Genomic DNA, 19,051 nt, shown 5'->3' with positions numbered 1-19,051 from the left:
GGCCATTAAGGGCTTTAAAACGCTTGTTGATGCCTGAAATTTCCCGTTTCAATACGCGTATGCCAAACTAACCCACATATAGACAAGGTGAAAACTCTCTAATGGCCGATTGGCAGTCCCTCGATCCCGAGGCCGCTCGTGAAGCGGAAAAATATGAAAACCCTATTCCTAGCCGCGAACTGATCCTGGCGCATCTCGCCGATCGGGGTTCGCCTGCTAGCCGCGAGCAGTTGGTTGAAGAATTCGGTCTGACCACCGAAGACCAGCTTGAAGCCCTGCGCCGCCGATTGCGTGCCATGGAGCGCGACGCTCAACTGATCTACACCCGCCGTGGCACTTACGCGCCTGTGGATAAGCTCGACTTGATCCTTGGCCGCATTGCCGGTCACCGTGATGGCTTCGGCTTCTTGATCCCGGATGACGGCAGTGACGACCTGTTCATGAGCCCGGCGCAAATGCGCTTGGTGTTCGATGGTGACCGTGCCTTGGCGCGCGTTTCCGGCCTGGACCGTCGCGGTCGCCGTGAAGGCGTGATCGTCGAAGTGGTGTCCCGTGCCCACGAGTCCATCGTTGGTCGTTACTTCGAAGAAGGCGGTATTGGCTTTGTTGTGCCGGATAACCCAAGGGTCCAGCAGGAAGTGCTGATTACCCCGGGCCGCAATGGCGCTGCGAAGGTCGGTCAGTTCGTTGAGGTGAAAATCACCCACTGGCCTACTGCGCGCTTTCAGCCTCAGGGCGACATCGTTGAAGTTGTCGGCAACTACATGGCGCCGGGGATGGAAATCGACGTCGCGCTGCGCACCTACGATATTCCTCACGTCTGGCCTGAAGCTGTGCTGAAAGAAGCCGCCAAGCTCAAGCCTGAAGTTGAAGAAAAAGACAAAGAAAAACGCATCGACCTGCGCCATCTGCCGTTTGTCACCATCGACGGTGAAGATGCTCGCGACTTCGACGACGCGGTCTACTGCGAAGCCAAGCCCGGCAAGTTGCGTCTGTTCTCTGGCGGCTGGAAGTTGTTCGTCGCGATTGCCGACGTGTCCAGCTATGTGAAGATCGGTTCTGCACTGGATAACGAAGCGCAGGTGCGCGGCAACTCCGTGTACTTCCCGGAGCGCGTGATCCCGATGCTGCCTGAGCAATTGTCCAACGGGCTGTGCTCCCTGAACCCGAAAGTCGACCGTTTGGCCATGGTGTGCGAGATGACTATCTCGAAAACCGGCGAAATGACCGACTACCAGTTCTACGAAGCGGTGATCCACTCCCAGGCGCGCCTGACCTACAACAAGGTCAGTACCATTCTGGAACAGCCGAAAACAAGCGAAGCCAAGGCTTTGCGTGGTGAGTACGGGCATGTCGTGCCGCACCTCAAGCAGCTTTACTCGCTGTACAAGGTGCTGTTGGGTGCTCGTCATGTGCGTGGCGCGATCGATTTTGAAACCCAGGAAACCCGTATTGTCTTCGGTTCCGAGCGCAAGATCGCCGCAATCACCCCGACGACCCGTAACGATGCGCACAAGCTGATCGAGGAGTGCATGCTGGCGGCCAACGTGGCCACCGCTGAATTCCTGAAGAAGCATGAGATTCCTGCGTTGTACCGCGTGCACGATGGTCCTCCGCCGGAGCGTCTGGAAAAACTGCGCGCGTTCCTCGGAGAGCTCGGCCTGTCCCTGCACAAAGGCAAGGACGGTCCGACGCCGAAGGACTACCAGGCATTGCTGGCCAGCATCAAGGACCGTCCGGATTACCATGTGATTCAGACCGTGATGCTGCGTTCGTTGAGCCAGGCGGTGTACAGCGCCGACAATCAGGGCCACTTCGGCTTGAACTACGAGGCGTACACCCACTTCACCTCGCCAATTCGCCGTTATCCTGACCTGCTCACGCACCGCGCGATCCGCAGCGTGATCCATTCCAAGCAGAACACCCCGCACGTTAAGCGCGCTGGCGCCATGACCATACCGAAAGCACGGATCTATCCGTACGACGAGGCGGCCCTGGAACAGCTGGGCGAGCAGTGCTCCATGAGCGAACGCCGTGCCGACGAAGCCACGCGCGACGTAGTGAACTGGCTCAAGTGCGAGTTCATGAAAGACCGCGTGGGCGAAACCTTCCCGGGTGTAATCACCGCCGTGACAGGCTTTGGCCTGTTCGTCGAGCTGACCGACATCTACGTCGAAGGCTTGGTGCACGTCACGGCCTTGCCGGGTGATTACTACCACTTCGATCCCGTGCATCACCGCCTGGCGGGCGAGCGCTCCGGTCGCAGCTTCCGTCTGGGTGACACGGTGGAAGTGCAGGTCATGCGCGTCGACCTTGACGAGCGCAAGATCGACTTCGGTATGCCAGACAAGCCAGCCGAACCGGCGGGTCGTAAAAAGCGCGGCGTCGAAACCGCAGCGCCGACCGCCAAAGGCAAAGGAACTCCTGCGAAAGCAGCGGCCGCCGAGCCTGCGCCAGCCAAGGCTGGTCGCCGGTCCTCCGTCAAGGACAAGGCCCCCGAAGCTTACCGTCCAAGTGACGCAGCGGCGAAAAACGCCGAGCTGCGCAAGAGCCGCGAGTTGAAGCAGCAGTTGCTCAACGAAGCAAAAAGCGGTGGTAAAGCGGCGTCTGGGGGAAAGTCCCAAGGGGCGGAAAAGCCGTCGAGCAAACCCAGTAAACATCGTAAAGGCCCGCCAAAAGCGGGTTCGGCCCCCGCGAAAAGCGGCGGGTCGCGCAAACCTAAGGCCAAGTCATGAGTCTGGAAAAAATCTACGGCGTCCACGCCGTAGAAGCACTGCTGCGTCATCACCCTAAACGCGTCAAACAAGTGTGGTTGGCGGAAGGTCGCAGCGAGCCTCGCGTGCAGGCGCTGGTTGAGTTGGCCACCCAAAACAAGGTTGCCATCGGCCAGGCCGAGCGTCGTGAAATGGACGTGTGGGTCGAAGGCGTTCACCAGGGTGTGGTCGCGGACGTGAGTCCTAGCCAGGTCTGGGGCGAAGCCATGCTCGACGAGCTGCTCGACCGCACCGAAGGCGCGCCGCTGTTGCTGGTGCTGGACGGCGTGACCGACCCGCACAACCTTGGCGCCTGCCTGCGTTCGGCGGATGCTGCCGGCGCGTTGGCAGTAATTGTGCCTAAAGACAAGTCGGCTACCCTGACGCCGGTTGTGCGCAAGGTCGCCTGCGGCGCGGCGGAAGTGATTCCGTTGGTGGCCGTGACCAACCTGGCGCGCACTCTGGAGAAACTCCAGCAGCGCGGCCTGTGGGTCGTGGGTACGGCGGGGGAGGCCGAGGTCAGTATTTATGACCAGGACCTCACTGGGCCGACCATCCTGATCATGGGGGCTGAAGGTAAGGGTATGCGTCGTTTGACCCGTGAGCATTGTGATTATCTGGTGCATTTGCCGATGGCAGGCAGCGTCAGCAGCCTCAACGTGTCGGTTGCGACCGGCGTGTGCCTGTTTGAAGCTCAGCGTCAGCGTGGTGCCCAGGTCAAGGCCAAGGTGAAGAAGTAATTCTGATCCTGATATAGCGTCAAAATGTGGGAGGGGGCTTGTCCCTCGATAGCAGTGGTTCAGTTACAGCTGTTGTGACTGGCCCGCTGCAATCGGGAGCAAGCGCCCTCCCACATTTGTTTTTGTGAGGTGTGGGAGATTGTTCAAATAATCACCAATCACCTTGCGCCCGTTCTTCCCCTTCTCTACAATTGCGCCCCTTGCCCACTCGGCAGGCACGCATGTGCCTCCCTGCGGCAAGATCCATAAGTGTCATTCACTCCTTGTCTGACCGTTTTTGAGCGGCAGGCTACAACCCGTAAGGAGCATTCATGCGTCATTACGAAATCATCTTTTTGGTCCACCCGGATCAAAGCGAGCAAGTCGGCGGCATGGTTGAGCGTTACACCAAGCTGATCGAAGAAGACGGCGGCAAAATCCACCGTCTGGAAGATTGGGGTCGTCGTCAACTGGCCTACGCAATCAACAATGTTCACAAGGCTCACTACGTGATGCTGAACGTTGAGTGCACTGGCAAGGCCCTGGCCGAGCTGGAAGACAACTTCCGCTACAACGATGCAGTGATCCGTAACCTGGTCATCCGTCGCGAAGAAGCCGTTACCGGCCAATCCGAGATGCTCAAGGCTGAAGAAAACCGCAGTGAGCGCCGTGAGCGTCGCGACCGTCCTGAGCACGAAGGCGCTGATAGCGCTGATAGTGATGACAGCGACAGCAGCGATAACGCTGACGAGTAATCCACGGACCTTATTAAGGAGCCTATCAAATGGCACGTTTCTTCCGTCGTCGTAAGTTTTGCCGCTTCACCGCTGAAGAAGTGAAGGAGATCGATTACAAAGATCTCAACACTCTGAAAGCCTACGTATCCGAGACCGGCAAAATCGTTCCAAGCCGTATCACCGGTACCAAAGCACGTTATCAGCGTCAGCTGGCCACCGCTATCAAGCGCGCCCGCTTCCTGGCCCTGCTGGCCTACACCGACAGCCACGGCCGCTGAGACCGGGCAGTCGACAAGTAGTAAGGGATTGAATGCATGCGCGCCTTAGCTGAGTTCATCATGCGCGGTCGTGTGCAGGCCACTCTGGTAGTGGCTGGATGTGCAGTGTTGCCGATGTTGTTTTGGTTGAGTGCTGCTGCAGGTTGCCTTGTGCTTCTGCGGCGCGGTTCGGACGCTTTGAGCGTCCTGGGTCTAGGGTTGTTGTCAGTGTTGGTGAGCTGGCATTTCCTGCAAGACCCGACAGCGCTTCTTGTGCTGTTTGGGAGTTGTAGTCTGGCGTTGGTTTTGCGCGCTGGTCATTCCTGGAATCGTGTGCTGCTGGTCAGCACGGCCGTGGGGTTGTTGTGTGCAGTGAGCCTGGGGACCGTATTCGGTTCTTTCATCGAGTCATTGGCGCAGACGTTTCAACACGTTTTGCCGCTGGTGATGGGTGAGTCTTACGAGAAGTTCTCGGCGGACCAGAAAGCAGTTCTCGCTTCGTTGACAGTCCCGCTGTTGATCATTTCAACGTCGGTTTCGGTGCAGATCTTTAGTGTGTTGTGCCTGATTCTTGGGCGCTACTGGCAAGCGTTGTTGTATAACCCCGGAGGTTTCGGAAGCGAGTTTCGCGCAATCCGAATCCCCAAGCGCGTTGCGCTGTCACTGCTGGCCGTCATGTGTGTCGCTCCGTTTATCGGTTGGCACACCTTGATCTTGTTGCCGTTGTGCGGTGTACCGCTGTTCTTCGCTGGCCTGTCCTTGATTCATGGGTTGGTTGCGCAGAAAAAATTGGCCAGTTTTTGGCTGGTGGGGTTTTACGTCACTGTCTTGCCGCTTATGCACTTGATTGGTCCGTTACTCGTGGTCTTGGCCATTGTCGACAGCCTGATTGATTTTCGCGGACGTTCTGCGCCGAAAGACGCCGATAACGCGAACGGTGAAGGTTAAAAGTTAGAGGATTTTCACATGCAACTGATCCTTCTGGAAAAAGTCGCCAACCTGGGCAACCTGGGCGACAAAGTGAACGTTAAGGCCGGTTACGGTCGTAACTACCTGCTGCCATATGGCAAAGCCACCGCTGCAACCGCTGCCAACCTGGCTGCGTTTGAAGAGCGTCGTGCTGAGCTGGAAAAAGCAGCAGCAGACAAAAAAGCTTCGGCCGAAACTCGCGCTGCCCAACTGGCTGAGCTGGAAGTGACTATCACTGCCACCGCCGGTGACGAAGGCAAGCTGTTCGGTTCGATCGGCACCCACGACATCGCTGATGCACTGACCGCCTCCGGCGTTGAAGTGCAGAAGAGCGAAGTTCGTCTGCCGAACGGCACCATCCGCAACGTAGGCGAATTCGACGTAGCCGTGCACCTGCACGCTGAAGTTGAAGCCACCGTACGCGTTGTCGTGGTAGCAGCTTAAGCAACACCTAACTGGCTGGCACCTCGTGTGCCGGACGGTTAACATCGGGCACGATCCTGTTTACAGGTCGTGCCTTTTGTTTTTCTACAAACCCCAAATTCCAAGTGGCCATGAACGATATTTCAGCTCCTGAGCAATACGATCTGCAAACCGCTGCCCTGAAGGTGCCGCCGCATTCCATCGAGGCCGAACAGGCCGTGCTCGGTGGTTTGATGCTGGACAACAACGCCTGGGAACGCGTGCTGGATCAAGTCTCGGATGGCGATTTCTACCGTCATGACCACCGCCTGATCTTCCGTGCCATCGCCAAGCTGGCCGACCAGAACTCGCCGATCGACGTAGTGACCCTGGCCGAGCAATTGGACAAGGAGGGCCAGACCTCCCAAGTGGGCGGCCTGGGTTACTTGGGTGAGCTGGCGAAGAACACGCCATCGGTCGCCAACATCAAGGCCTATGCGCAGATCGTTCGTGCGCGGGCCACGTTGCGCCAGTTGATCGGTATCGCCACCGAGATCGCCGACAGTGCCTTCAACCCGGAAGGCCGTACCGCTGAAGAGATTCTTGACGAAGCCGAACGGCAGATCTTTCAGATCGCCGAGGCCCGGCCGAAAACCGGCGGCCCGGTCAGCGTCAACGACCTGCTGACCAAAGCCATCGACCGTATCGATACCCTGTTCAACACAGACAACGCCATCACCGGCCTGTCCACCGGCTATACCGATCTGGATGGTATGACCAGCGGCCTGCAGCCAGCTGACTTGATCATCGTCGCCGGCCGTCCGTCCATGGGTAAAACTACTTTCGCCATGAACCTGGTGGAAAACGCTGTGTTGCGCAGCGACAAGGCGGTACTGGTCTACTCCCTGGAGATGCCAGGTGAATCGCTGATCATGCGTATGTTGTCGTCCCTGGGCCGCATTGATCAGACCAAAGTGCGTGCCGGTCGCCTGGAAGATGATGATTGGCCGCGCCTGACCTCGGCGGTCAACCTGCTCAACGACCGCAAGCTGTTTATCGATGACACAGCGGGCATCAGCCCGTCGGAAATGCGCGCGCGTACCCGACGTCTCGTGCGCGAGCACGGCGATATCGCCCTGATCATGATCGACTACCTGCAATTGATGCAGATCCCAGGCTCCAGCGGCGACAGCCGTACCAACGAAATTTCCGAGATTTCTCGCTCGTTGAAAGCCCTGGCCAAAGAATTCAACTGCCCGGTGGTTGCCCTGTCGCAGCTCAACCGCTCCCTGGAGCAACGCCCGAACAAGCGCCCGATCAACTCCGACTTGCGGGAGTCTGGAGCGATCGAGCAGGATGCTGACGTGATCATGTTCGTTTACCGGGACGAGGTGTATCACCCGGAAACCGAGCATAAAGGCATCGCTGAAATCATCATCGGTAAGCAGCGTAACGGCCCGATTGGGACCACGCGTCTGGCCTTTATCGGCAAATACACCCGCTTCGAAAACCTGGCGCCGGGCAGTTACAACTTCGAAGATGAGTAACCGTACTAAGGGCGAGGAAACAGCTCCCGGATGGTAGATTCGTCGTACTGGTAGTTCCAGCGTAATTCGGCGCCGGCGGCTATGTCCTCGCTGGCGAACAGACCCGTGAGTATCAGTTGTTCCTGTGTGTTGTCGTCCACTTGCGCCTGGATACGAAATTGCGCGGCCTCAACGTTATAGCCCACGCTCGCCTGCCGGATCGGCAATTCGCCTTCGTACTCGAAAATCGTGTTTATCCTTGAGAGCGCGTTGTCTCCCGAGAGCACCAATTGCATATTCACGGCGTGCGGGGTAGTAGGCCTGAGGTTTTTGATCGGCATCAGGTAAGGATCCTGCCTTGCCCTGGCGACGTATAGCGGCAAGAGTTCTCCACCGTAGACGCCCAATGCTTGACCTTTTTTCAGGGCGCGGCGGGTGACGACTGTGGCCTCGCCAATCAGCGACGCTTCCTGTGCACACTTCTGATGAGCTGCGGTGAAGGAGGTGACCTCAAGCTTGTCTTCATACAGGCGGGCCACATTTTCGTAACCTTGCCACCGAATGTAGGGGTGCAATTCGCTGGCGGCGAAGACGGCTTCTGTGGTCAACGATTTGCCGTGGCTCTGTATCTGCCGGATTCGCATAGGCCGGCCCAGTGTGTCGCGCAACGGGTATCGGCCGTTGTTGGCTCGGTCATAGATGCGCCGGTAGTTCTGGCTGTACTGGTAGCCGCGGTGGGTGCGCATTTGGCTAAGCTCGGTTGCAGAATAGTGCGCCCTCACCACGCCCTCTTCGGCTGACTCGTAGTCGCTGCTCAAACTAACCGATTCGGCCGACTCAAACTCCTCACCGGATTCCATGCCTTCCTCCAGCCGTACAGGTGAGTCCTTGCCGCCGAGCAATGCGCCTTTGGCCTGATCAATTTCCCAGCCGCCCTCGGTTTTCTGGCGCAGGTAGGGCTGATAGGCACGAAAGCGGCTGCGGGCATCGAGCAGGCGCCATCCCATGGTGTCGTATTTGACTTGGTAATATTTCTGGTTGTCCTGGATGTAATAGCGATAGTTGCCGTTGGCCAGCGGGGGAGCTTGATGAATGCCGTCTGCGCGTAGTGTCAGGCCCAACGGCGGCGAGGGGTCGCTGAATAAGGGGTCTAAGGGTAAGCCGACTGCGCTTGATGTCTGTGCGGAGGCGACTCGGGTGCGAATGGGTGGCGGGCCTTCGTTCATCACCGACAAGCCGGTTTTATAAAGCGCCTGCTCGAGCGAATCGGCTCCTGAGCGTTGCAGGATTACGCTGCGCTCTGACTCCGGCAGCATGCGCTCGATAGCCCCGAGCAAAGGCATGGGCGCACTTTTGTCATTGTGGAGGGCGTAAAGCTCGCCTTGGCGAATCAACACATCGCGGGCTGTGACCTCCGCGGTGCCGATCCGACCCAGCAACGGGCCGCCGTGGCTTACGTCATGTACTTCGATCAGGCGCGCCTTCGGCCAGCCAGGGATGCGCTCCAGGGTGTGCAGAACAAGTGGCACGCTCTCACGGCTGCGTAGGCATTCAAGAAAAATACTTTCACCCAAACGCGTTGCCTGTTGGGTCTGGGCGTATTGCTCGGCTTCCCAGCGCTGTGCGTTCGGTAAGGTTGTTAGCCCCTCCAGCTGCTGGCGCTCGGATTGCGAGAGTGTGCCTTGCATGTCTTCAAGGTGGCGTTTGGAGAGTGTCGGCGCGGCGGTGTGAAGGCTCTTTTCGGTCGGAGACATCAGTTTTTCATTCGGCGCGGTGAGTAAGGTAAACAGCCGCTGCTTTTGCCCCACGGCTTGCTCTTCCAAGGTCCGCGCCAGGTTTTCGACTTTGGTGAAGTAGTCGATATACACCGGTGGCAGCAGCGCGTTGAATTCGTCTTGGGGCAGTTGCTCTTGCAGTGCGTGCAGCAACTCGCCACGCCGGAAACGCGCCGCGTCTATACGGGTTTCGGCTGTACCGGTGCCATGGCTCAGCACCTCCTGCTGTTGTTCATCGACAATTTTCAGCACGCGGTTGGCGGGCCATTGCGCCAGTGACGTGAGGAGGTGGAATTGAATCTGCGGCGAATGCGGGCTGAGCGTCGTGCCCTCGGCGCGACTCAGGTCGAAGTCATTGATTTCTTGTTCCAGATTGAAGTGGTTGAGGGTATCTAGCAGCAATGGCGGTGGGCGCACCATCTCTTGATGGATCTGACGCAGCGCCGCCTTATCCACGCCGCTGAGCAACAGGATCGGCTCCACCGTCGCTTGCCTGATCTGCGTCGCATCCGGGCCCAGACGCTTAATGAGCTTGATGTCCTCCCACTCGCCGGGCGTTTCGTGCAGATGGCGCCAGCCGCCCGCTTGGTTGCTAAGCAGCGGTGGTGAATAGGCGTGTGGGTCAGTCGGGTGCGCCAGTTCCCATTGCTTGCCCTCAGCGGTACGGCGTACGGCGTGGGCGTGATCATCCAGCTTCAGGAACTGCTGTTGTCCGTGCTGATACAAGCCTTGGCTGTCGGCAACCAGATGTTCCGGCAGCCCGTCGGGATGACGGTACGGCGTGAGGTCCGAGTGCCACAGGCGCCAGCCTTTGTTGCGCACTCGGACTTTTATCAAGCCGGCGGTGAAACCTGCGGTCTTGATCGCGCCGGCGGTTGCAGCGGCGAGGGCGAGATTGTCCGCCACATCCAGCAGATCGTTGAGCGCCTCGTCACTGTCGCCGCGGCTCCAGGCGGAGAACCCCTCGTAAATCGTGTCGATCAACTGGGCGGCGCTGACCACCAGCAGCACTTCGCCCACAATCGGAATGAACGACGCTGCAAAGAACAGCAGGGATTTGCCCGCATCGATATAGCCCTGCAGACGCTTTTGCCGGCTCAGCACGTCGACGTTTGCGGTGAGTGCCGCGAGGGTTTGGGCATCACTCTTGATCTGCGCGATGGTGTGCTCGGCGATGGACAGGAACACATCTGCGCTGCATGCGGTGAGGTCCACAGGAAGGTTCAGATGGGCCGGCTCGGTGTAGATCCGTCCTCCCATTTCGATATTGTCTGAGCCGGATTGCTCCGGCGTTGCGTCCAGCAGGCTGCCCTGGTGCTGCAAGGGCACCAGCCGCTCGAAGACGGCGCGGTAGTTTTCATCCAGCAGCCGTTCGGCCAGCTTGCGCTTGAGTTCGGCTAGGCTCGCGTGCGGACGTAGCGCAGCGCTTGGATCGTCGGGCGTGTAGAGGATGAACGGGAGGCCGATCTTTGGCGCCTCAATCACCAGCACGCCCGGCAATACCACCTCGTTGATCGTCAGGTGATGGCACTGCATATCCGGGGGTGACCCCGACCGGTACAGACTGTTCAGTTGCAGATGCTGCTTGGCGGTGAGGCGGCGGTTCATATAAGCGATATGTATCGCGACCCCAAAGGCATGCTGCACCTGAGCGCGAAACACCCTTCGCACCTCTTGCGGCGTGCGCCCCGAGGCGGAGCTCGACGACGGCTCAAGCGCGCTGAAGATATGTGCAAGGTATTGGCCGCCCAGGTCCAGATTGCGGCAGAACTTGGCGAATGCCGGGCCAGTGATCGAACTGGATACCTCGCCGGTTGCCGTGACGTTATAAATTGCCGTGCCGGTTTCCATGCCGCCTTCTTGCGCTTCAGAGGCTTCGAAGTTCTGCAGGGCCGCCTCTAGCAGCGTCTGCCGAGTGGTTCTGGCATGGGTTTTTATCAGCCCGAGCAGGTGATGGTTTTTCCATTCGCGCACTAGGATCGCGTTTTCGTCGGCAATCAGCGTGAAAAACTGCGCAGTCAGTGCCGCGCGCAAGCGGGGGCGGGCAAAGTCTTCAGGGCTTTGGATCTCGCCCAGCAGCGCTTTGAGGTCGTGCCGGGCCAGGTTGCTGTTGATCAGGCAGTCGCGAAAATCCTTGAGCTGCGAGGCGGGTGCCTGACGCAGCCAGGACGGCAACTGAGGCCCTATCATCGCGTGATGTGCCGTCAGGAGAGGGCGGCGTGGTGGTGGGGTGGGGCGTGTATTCATGGGCTGGGCCACCAGGGGCTGTGGTTGATTGAAACCAGCCTATCGAGGATGTTTTTGCCGATGAGTTAGTGGAATAGCCCCGTATGTGCTTGATTAACTGGGGTGAATACGGAAGCGGCAGATCGCCGGTTTAAAAGCCGACCATTACCGTCGGAATTGGTCAAAATTTGTGCTATATTCCGCGCCCGCGATTTTTCATCTCAACACCGGTCACCGTCATGCAAACAGCCAAGCCGTTATTTGACTATCCCAAGTACTGGGCCGAATGTTTCGGTCCTGCGCCATTCCTGCCCATGAGCAGGGAGGAGATGGATCAGCTTGGCTGGGATTCCTGCGACATCATCATTGTCACTGGTGATGCCTACGTGGATCACCCGTCGTTCGGCATGGCCATCATCGGCCGGCTGCTGGAGTCCCAAGGCTTCCGCGTCGGGATCATTGCCCAGCCGAACTGGCAGTCCAAAGACGACTTCATGAAGCTCGGCGAGCCGAACCTGTTCTTCGGCGTCGCGGCCGGCAACATGGACTCGATGATCAACCGCTACACCGCGGACAAGAAAATCCGTTCCGACGACGCCTACACTCCAGGCGGCATGGCCGGCAAACGCCCGGACCGTGCGAGCCTGGTGTACAGCCAGCGTTGCAAGGAAGCGTACAAGAACGTGCCGATCGTACTCGGCGGCATCGAAGCCTCCCTGCGCCGCATCGCCCACTACGACTACTGGCAGGACCGTGTGCGCAACTCGATCCTGATCGACGCCACCGCCGATATCCTGCTGTACGGCAACGCCGAGCGGGCCATCGTCGAAGTCGCCCAGCGCCTGTCGTGGGGTCACAAGATCGAAGACATAACCGATGTGCGCGGCACCGCGTTCATTCGCCGTGACACGCCCGAAGGCTGGTACGAGGTGGACTCCACCCGCATCGACCGTCCGGGCAAGGTCGACAAGATCATCAACCCGTACGTCAACACCCAGGACACCCAGGCCTGCGCCATCGAGCAGGAAAAGGGTCCGGTTGATGACCCGGAAGAAGCCAAGGTCGTGCAGATCCTGGCCAGCCCGCGCATGACCCGCGACAAGACCGTGATCCGCCTGCCATCGGTGGAAAAAGTCCGTGGTGACGCGGTGCTCTATGCCCACGCTAACCGCGTGTTGCACCTGGAAACCAACCCAGGCAACGCCCGCGCCCTGGTGCAGAAGCACGGTGAAGTGGACGTATGGTTCAATCCGCCTCCCATCCCGATGACCACCGAAGAAATGGACTACGTGTTCGGCATGCCGTACGCACGCGTCCCGCACCCGGCGTATGGCAAGGAAAAAATCCCGGCCTACGACATGATCCGCTTCTCGGTGAACATCATGCGTGGCTGCTTCGGCGGCTGCACCTTCTGCTCAATCACCGAGCACGAAGGCCGCATCATCCAGAACCGTTCCGAAGAGTCGATCATCCGCGAGATCGAAGAGATCCGCGACAAGGTGCCTGGTTTTACCGGCGTGATCTCCGACCTTGGCGGCCCGACCGCGAACATGTACCGCATCGCCTGCAAGAGCCCGGAAATCGAATCCGCGTGCCGCAAGCCGTCGTGCGTGTTCCCTGGTATCTGCCCGAACCTGAACACCGACCATTCGTCGTTGATCCAGCTGTATCGCAGCGCCCGAGCCTTGCCGGGTGTGAAGAAGATTTTGATCGCTTCCGGCCTGCGCTACGACCTCGCGGTCGAGTCGCCGGAATATGTGAAAGAGTTGGTAACGCACCACGTCGGTGGCTACCTCAAGATCGCCCCGGAACACACCGAGGAAGGTCCGCTCAACCAGATGATGAAACCGGGCATCGGCAGCTATGACAAGTTCAAGCGCATGTTCGAGAAGTACACCAAGGAAGCGGGCAAGGAGCAGTACCTGATCCCGTACTTCATCGCCGCCCACCCAGGCACCACCGATGAAGACATGATGAACCTGGCCCTGTGGCTCAAGGGCAACGGCTTCCGCGCCGACCAGGTGCAGGCGTTCTACCCGTCGCCGATGGCCACTGCCACCGCGATGTACCATTCGGGCAAGAACCCGCTGCGCAAGGTCACCTACAAGAGCGACGCGGTGACCATCGTCAAGAGCGAGGAGCAGCGCCGTCTGCACAAGGCATTCCTTCGCTATCACGACCCGAAAGGCTGGCCGATGCTGCGTGAAGCGTTGACCCGCATGGGCCGTGCAGACCTGATCGGGCCGGGCAAGGACCAACTGATCCCGCTGCACCAGCCGAGCACCGACAGCTACCAGAGCGCCCGTCGCAAGAATTCGACGCCGGTCGGCAGCCACAAGGTCGCCAAGGAAACCACCACCAAGATCCTCACCCAGCATACTGGCCTGCCGCCTCGTGGCAGCGATGGCAGCAACCCGTGGGACAAGCGTGAGCAAGCCAAGGCCGCGGCCCAGGCACGTAACAAACAGGCGGCCAAAGAGCGCAGCGATGCGGCCAAGGGCAAGGGCGGCAAGCCCGCGCGTAAGCCGGTTGTGCCGCGTTGATCGCCGCTTGACTATGTAAAACGCCAGCCTCGTGCTGGCGTTTTGCTTTCTAGGCGGTGGGGAGTCTGTTTGTTAAGGTGGCGCCCATTAAATCTCTATCGGGGGCAAGCCCCCTCCCACTTTTTGAATGTATTCACACATCACATGTGGGAGGGGCTTGCCCCCGATAGCGTCAGTTCGGTCTCCACCCCTTCAAGGAAGAACACCCCATGGGCAACCCCCTGGCCGGCATCGGCATGGACTTCAACCGTTCGCAGTTCATGGCGCGCCAGCGCATCGAAAGCCAGATCAACCTACCGCGCCTGTTCGCTGCCATCGACGCCGACCCCGGCATCGTCGGCGCGGGCGTTGTGTACATCGACGCCGACTTCAACGTCATCACCCTGCGCGAATTCAAGCCGATCTGCAGCATCAAACCCAAGCGCATCATCTTGCGCGAGGCGCAGAAGTACATCTCGCCCGCACAGTTTGTGGAGCAGGTGAAGACCGATCCCCGGGAAGGGCGCCTCCAGAAGGAAGCGTTTGACATGGGCCTTTCCTGTAGCGCCGCGGTGATCGGTTGGATCGTGGTATTCAGCGGCAGCGTCGCGGTGCCGTTCACCGCCGGTGCCAGCGCGTTTGTGGTCGGCATTGGCATCACGGCGGCATTGGCCAGCAGCGCTCAATGCGGGTTTGGCGTGGCGCGCACTTATAACGAGGTGCTTGATCCGGATGCCAACGACCGCATGGATGACGCCGCATGGTACGGCGCCGTTTCCCCCCTTCTCGATGCGGCTTCGTTGGTGGGTATCGGAACAGGTGCCTTGACCACGATTCGGTTGCTCAAGGCCAACAAAGCAGCTGCGTTGGGCAAAAGTTGGTACGAGTTGCTCAAGGGCCTGAGCCGCCAGGAACGCAAGAAGCTGACCAAAGAACTGCTGAGCCTGAAAGACCCCAGCCTGACCCCCAAGTTGCTTAAATTGCAGCAGCGCGCCGGCACGTTGACCAAGAGCTACAGCTCCACCGAAATCCGGCATGCCACGCTGACTCAGCTCAAGGATGCCATCGGGGGGCTGTTGGGGATCTGGGGCAGCCATCGAACCGGCCACGTGGGCACGGCCGAAACTATTGCTATCGGCCTGTACGAGGATCTGACGGAATGAACGGCTTTCCCGATATGGGCGGATTCCTGGCCCGATATTTCCCGGTGTTCATGGGCACTATTTTCATGGCGATCTTCTCCGGTTCGGCTGCGGTGTCCATGGCCGGCGTGACGTATCTGCGCGGTGTCGATCCTGCCCTCAAGTCCAGCTATTCGGGAGGCGCCATCCTGGTGCTGGTGGCGGTGCTGGTTTTTGGCAATGTCATGATTGCGCGCGGGTATCCCTGGGCGACGCGGCTCGTCGCGGGGTATTTGGGCGCCTGCCTATTGTTCGTACTGCCGATGATTCAATACGGCCTCAATGGCTGGGTCTATGGCTCGGCCGTGCTGTTTCCGTTGCTGGGGTTATTGCTGCTCAACAGCAAGCGCCATCGTGAAATGCGCCAAAAGCTCTTCGAAATACGCCACCTGCGCCAGGCGGTGATCGCGAAGGGTAAGCGCGGCTGACTGGGTAGATTCGCCACCTGTTTGCACACGCTCGCCACAAATATGTGCAACCCTCGCACCACGGCACCTACGATGGCGCCGTTTTGGTGCTGTACTGCACCGGGTCTTACGATAAAGCGCAATGGCTGCCGCTCTGGCATAAGTCTTGCGCGCGTTGTGTTCATGCCCTGGCTCGCAGGAGGCCGCCGTGTCGATTCATGTCGCGTTGCACCACGTTACGCATTACCGCTACGACCGTGCCGTCGAACTCGGGCCACAGATCGTGCGCTTACGTCCGGCGGCCCATAGCCGCACGCGGATTTTGTCCTACGCACTCAAAGTGCTGCCCGAGCAGCACTTCATCAATTGGCAGCAAGACCCCCAGGGCAACTACCTGGCGCGCCTGGTATTCCCGGAAAAGACCGATGAGCTGCGGATCGAAGTTGACCTGGTCGCTGAGATGGCAGTCTTTAATCCGTTCGACTTCTTTCTCGAACCCTACGCCGAAAAAATCCCCTTCAGCTACGCCGCCGATGAGCAGCGCGAGCTGGCGCCGTACCTGGAAACCCTGCCGCTGACGCCGAAGTTTGCCGCCTACCTGGCCGGCATCGACCGCACGCCACTGCCCGCCGTGGACTTCCTGGTGGGGCTCAATCAGCGTTTGGCCACCGATATCGGTTACCTGATCCGCATGGAACCTGGCGTGCAAACCCCGGAGTTCACCCTGGAAAACGCCTCCGGCTCCTGCCGCGACTCGGCGTGGTTGTTGGTGCAATTGCTGCGCAATCTGGGGCTGGCGGCGCGGTTTGTGTCCGGCTATCTGATCCAGCTGACCGCCGACGTCAAAGCCCTGGATGGCCCGTCCGGCACTGAGGTGGACTTCACCGACCTGCATGCCTGGTGCGAGGTGTATTTGCCCGGCGCCGGCTGGATCGGGCTGGATGCAACCTCCGGATTGTTTGCCGGTGAAGGGCATATCCCGTTGGCCTGCAGTCCCGATCCATCGTCTGCCGCGCCGATCAGCGGGCTGGTGGAACCGTGCGAGTGTGAATTCACCCACGAGATGTCGGTAGAGCGCATCTGGGAAGCGCCACGGGTCACCAAGCCCTACACCGAAGAGCAATGGCTGGCGATCCAGGCCTTGGGCCGGCAGATCGATGGCGACTTGCTCAAGGATGATGTGCGCCTGACCATGGGCGGCGAGCCGACCTTCGTCTCCATCGACGACCCCGACGGCGCCGAGTGGAACACCGCAGCCCTCGGGCCGGATAAGCGCCGCTTGTCCGCCGAACTGTTCCAGCGCATGCGCAAGCACTACGCGCCCAAGGGCCTGGTGCACTTCGGCCAGGGCAAGTGGTACCCCGGCGAGCAATTGCCGCGTTGGTCGCTTAACTGCTACTGGCGCCGTGACGGTGTGCCCATCTGGCACAACGGCGCGCTGATCGCCGATGAACAACAGGACTACGGCGCCGATGGCGTACTGGCCGGGCGTTTCCTGGCCAGCGTCGCCGAGCGCCTGAAACTGCCGGCGCGCTTTGTATTCCCGGCCTTCGAAGACAACTTCTACTACCTGTGGCGCGAAGGCGCGTTGCCGCAAAACGTCACCGCCCAAGACCCGCGCCTGAGCGACGACCTGGAGCGCGAACGCCTGCGCAAAGTCTTCAGCCAGGGCCTGGATAAAGTCATCGGCCAGGTGCTGCCGCTGGCACGTACGGCCGCGAATGACCGCTGGCAAAGTGGGCGTTGGTACCTGCGCGATAACCACTGCCGCCTGGTACCGGGGGATTCACCGCTTGGCTATCGCCTGCCGTTGGCCTCGCAGCCGTGGGTGACGGCGGCGGAGTATCCGTTCGTGCACCCCACCGACCCTAATCAGGATCAGCCGGAACTGCCAACCAGTGCCCAACTGCAAAGCCACGGCGAAGCAGCGCCGAGCGATGAGCGAGTGCCCGAGGTCGACGAGTCCGCTGACTGGCTGACCCGCACCGCACTGTGCGCCGAAGCACGGGAAGGGCGCCTGTACCTGTTCATGCCGCCGCTGGAGCGCGTCGAGGATTACCTGGAACTGGTTGCCGCCATCGAAGCGACTGCTGAAGAGCTGCACTGCCCGGTGCTGTTGGAAGGCTACGAACCGCCGTTCGATATGCGCCTGAGCAACTTCCGGGTGACGCCGGATCCGGGTGTGATTGAGGTCAACGTGCAGCCGTCCGCCACGTGGGATGAGTTGGTCGAGCGCACCGAGTTTCTCTATGAAGAGGCGCGACAGACCCGCCTGACCACCGAAAAATTCATGATCGACGGGCGCCACACTGGCACCGGTGGTGGTAACCACTTTGTGCTCGGGGGCGCGACGCCCAAGGATTCACCGTTTCTGCGTCGTCCCGACTTGCTGCGCAGCCTGATCAGCTACTGGCATAACCACCCGTCACTGTCCTACCTGTTTTCTGGCTTGTTTATCGGCCCGACGTCCCAGGCGCCGCGAGTGGATGAGGCGCGTAACGACGCGCTGTATGAGCTGGAAATCGCTTTCGCGCAAATGCCCGAGCCCGGCGAGGAGTGCCCGCCCTGGCTGGTGGACCGCCTGCTGCGCAACCTGCTGATCGACGTGACGGGCAACACTCACCGCGCCGAATTCTGCGTCGACAAGCTTTACTCGCCCGACGGCGCCACCGGCCGCCTGGGCCTGTTGGAGCTGCGCGCCTTTGAAATGCCGCCCCACGCGCGCATGAGTTTGACTCAGCAACTGCTGCTGCGGGCGCTGGTGGCGCGGTTCTGGCGTGAGCCTTACGCACCGCCGAAACTGGCGCGCTGGGGCACCGAGTTGCATGACCGCTTTTTGCTGCCGCACTTTATTGAGCAGGACTTCGCCGACGTGATCGTCGAACTCAACGCCGCCGGCTACCCACTGCGTGCCGAATGGTTCGCCGCGCATTTGGGGTTCCGTTTCCCCAAGGTCGGCGACTATGCCGTCAGCGGTATCGAACTGGAACTGCGCCAGGCCCTGGAACCTTGGCATGTACTGGGCGAAGAGGGCGCGGTGGGCGGCACGGTACGCTATGTGGATTCGTCCCTGGAGCGCCTGCAAGTGAAGTTGAGCGGGTTGCCACCGCAACGCTACCTATTGACCTGCAATGGCATCCCAGTGCCGCTGCAACCGACCGGGCGAGTCGGCGAGTTTGTCGCTGGCGTGCGTTACCGCGCCTGGCAACCGGCCAACTGTTTGCAACCGACCATCCCGGTCCATGCGCCGCTGGTGTTCGACCTACTGGACACTTGGATGCAACGCTCGTTGGGCGGTTGCCAGTACCACGTCGCGCATCCGGGTGGACGCAATTACGACAGCTTACCGGTGAACGCCAATGAGGCTGAGAGCCGGCGCATGGCGCGGTTTTTCCGTCTCGGCCACACGCCTGGGAAGCTCACCGTACCGAGTGTTGTGATCAATGACGAATTCCCTATGACCCTGGATCTGCGGCGTTTCCCCAATAAAAATGACTGAGCCCTATCCAACTGTGACTCCAGATAATGTAGTGAGCGAGCATGCCTCGCGCGCGGCAAGCCCGCTCACCACAAAGCC

12 protein-coding genes are annotated in these 19,051 nt (G+C 59.9%); 11 read left to right on the top strand and 1 reads right to left on the bottom strand.

What is annotated here, in order from left to right; translation table 11 throughout:
* The first annotated feature begins 101 nt into the window (after positions 1-101).
* The 7 genes from rnr (at position 102) to dnaB (ending at position 7,384) form a co-directional block, all read left to right on the top strand.
* Entirely contained in the window at positions 102-2,735 is a 2,634-nt protein-coding gene (gene rnr, locus AB4N82_RS07225; protein WP_460104757.1) for a ribonuclease R, read from the top strand.
* A complete protein-coding gene (rlmB, locus tag AB4N82_RS07220) occupies positions 2,732-3,493 on the top strand; it encodes a 23S rRNA (guanosine(2251)-2'-O)-methyltransferase RlmB (protein WP_032890499.1) in 762 nt (253 codons plus the stop codon). The genes rnr and rlmB overlap by 4 nt, the downstream gene beginning before the upstream one ends.
* Positions 3,494-3,804: 311 nt before the next feature.
* Positions 3,805-4,227: a 30S ribosomal protein S6 gene (gene rpsF, locus AB4N82_RS07215; protein ID WP_003171371.1), complete on the top strand. Its 423-nt coding sequence runs from the start codon at positions 3,805-3,807 to the stop codon at positions 4,225-4,227.
* A gap of 29 nt (positions 4,228-4,256) precedes the next feature.
* Positions 4,257-4,487, top strand: coding sequence for a 30S ribosomal protein S18 (rpsR, locus tag AB4N82_RS07210; protein WP_003171373.1), 231 nt, complete (start codon positions 4,257-4,259; stop codon positions 4,485-4,487).
* A gap of 36 nt (positions 4,488-4,523) precedes the next feature.
* Positions 4,524-5,414: a YybS family protein gene (locus AB4N82_RS07205; protein ID WP_032890500.1), complete on the top strand. Its 891-nt coding sequence runs from the start codon at positions 4,524-4,526 to the stop codon at positions 5,412-5,414.
* Between the two features lie 18 nt (positions 5,415-5,432).
* A complete protein-coding gene (gene rplI / locus AB4N82_RS07200; RefSeq protein ID WP_003171376.1) occupies positions 5,433-5,879 on the top strand; it encodes a 50S ribosomal protein L9 in 447 nt (148 codons plus the stop codon).
* A gap of 110 nt (positions 5,880-5,989) precedes the next feature.
* Positions 5,990-7,384 carry a replicative DNA helicase gene (gene dnaB / locus AB4N82_RS07195; RefSeq protein WP_003217484.1) on the top strand — a complete coding sequence of 465 codons (1,395 nt, stop codon included), beginning with the start codon at positions 5,990-5,992 and terminating at the stop codon, positions 7,382-7,384.
* A 5-nt stretch (positions 7,385-7,389) separates the two neighbouring features.
* Here the strand turns inward: dnaB and AB4N82_RS07190 are convergent, their stop codons facing one another.
* Positions 7,390-11,385, bottom strand: coding sequence for a dermonecrotic toxin domain-containing protein (locus AB4N82_RS07190; RefSeq protein ID WP_122764191.1), 3,996 nt, complete (start codon positions 11,383-11,385; stop codon positions 7,390-7,392).
* Positions 11,386-11,603: 218 nt separating this feature from the next.
* Here AB4N82_RS07190 and AB4N82_RS07185 point away from each other — a divergent pair, with 218 nt between their 5' ends.
* The 4 genes from AB4N82_RS07185 to AB4N82_RS07170 all read left to right on the top strand — a co-directional run bounded on the left by AB4N82_RS07185 (position 11,604) and on the right by AB4N82_RS07170 (position 18,973).
* Complete coding sequence (locus AB4N82_RS07185; RefSeq protein ID WP_032890504.1) at positions 11,604-13,907, top strand: YgiQ family radical SAM protein; 2,304 nt, start codon at positions 11,604-11,606, stop codon at positions 13,905-13,907.
* A gap of 209 nt (positions 13,908-14,116) precedes the next feature.
* Positions 14,117-15,049 (top strand): NAD synthetase, encoded by a 933-nt coding sequence (locus AB4N82_RS07180; protein ID WP_032890506.1) that lies wholly within the window; start codon positions 14,117-14,119, stop codon positions 15,047-15,049.
* Entirely contained in the window at positions 15,046-15,495 is a 450-nt protein-coding gene (locus AB4N82_RS07175; protein ID WP_095186062.1) for a hypothetical protein, read from the top strand. Before AB4N82_RS07180 ends, AB4N82_RS07175 begins: the two co-directional genes overlap by 4 nt.
* Before the next feature lie 187 nt (positions 15,496-15,682).
* On the top strand, positions 15,683-18,973 hold the full coding sequence (locus AB4N82_RS07170) for a transglutaminase family protein (protein ID WP_122764190.1): 3,291 nt from the start codon (positions 15,683-15,685) through the stop codon (positions 18,971-18,973).
* The last annotated feature ends 78 nt before the right edge of the window (positions 18,974-19,051 follow it).

The sequence above is a fragment of the Pseudomonas sp. H1_D04 genome (assembly GCF_054683855.1).
This window is presented reverse-complemented; position numbering and strand designations above follow the sequence as displayed.

Bases quoted from the DNA above. Each gene is read 5' to 3' on its own strand.
- rnr (WP_460104757.1), top strand. From the start codon at position 102: ATGGCCGATTGGCAGTCCCTCGATCCCGAGGCCGCTCGTGAAGCGGAA.
- rlmB (WP_032890499.1), top strand. From the start codon at position 2,732: ATGAGTCTGGAAAAAATCTACGGCGTCCACGCCGTAGAAGCACTGCTG.
- rpsF (WP_003171371.1), top strand. From the start codon at position 3,805: ATGCGTCATTACGAAATCATCTTTTTGGTCCACCCGGATCAAAGCGAG.
- rpsR (WP_003171373.1), top strand. From the start codon at position 4,257: ATGGCACGTTTCTTCCGTCGTCGTAAGTTTTGCCGCTTCACCGCTGAA.
- AB4N82_RS07205 (WP_032890500.1), top strand. From the start codon at position 4,524: ATGCGCGCCTTAGCTGAGTTCATCATGCGCGGTCGTGTGCAGGCCACT.
- rplI (WP_003171376.1), top strand. From the start codon at position 5,433: ATGCAACTGATCCTTCTGGAAAAAGTCGCCAACCTGGGCAACCTGGGC.
- dnaB (WP_003217484.1), top strand. From the start codon at position 5,990: ATGAACGATATTTCAGCTCCTGAGCAATACGATCTGCAAACCGCTGCC.
- AB4N82_RS07190 (WP_122764191.1), bottom strand. From the start codon at position 11,385: ATGAATACACGCCCCACCCCACCACCACGCCGCCCTCTCCTGACGGCA.
- AB4N82_RS07185 (WP_032890504.1), top strand. From the start codon at position 11,604: ATGCAAACAGCCAAGCCGTTATTTGACTATCCCAAGTACTGGGCCGAA.
- AB4N82_RS07180 (WP_032890506.1), top strand. From the start codon at position 14,117: ATGGGCAACCCCCTGGCCGGCATCGGCATGGACTTCAACCGTTCGCAG.
- AB4N82_RS07175 (WP_095186062.1), top strand. From the start codon at position 15,046: ATGAACGGCTTTCCCGATATGGGCGGATTCCTGGCCCGATATTTCCCG.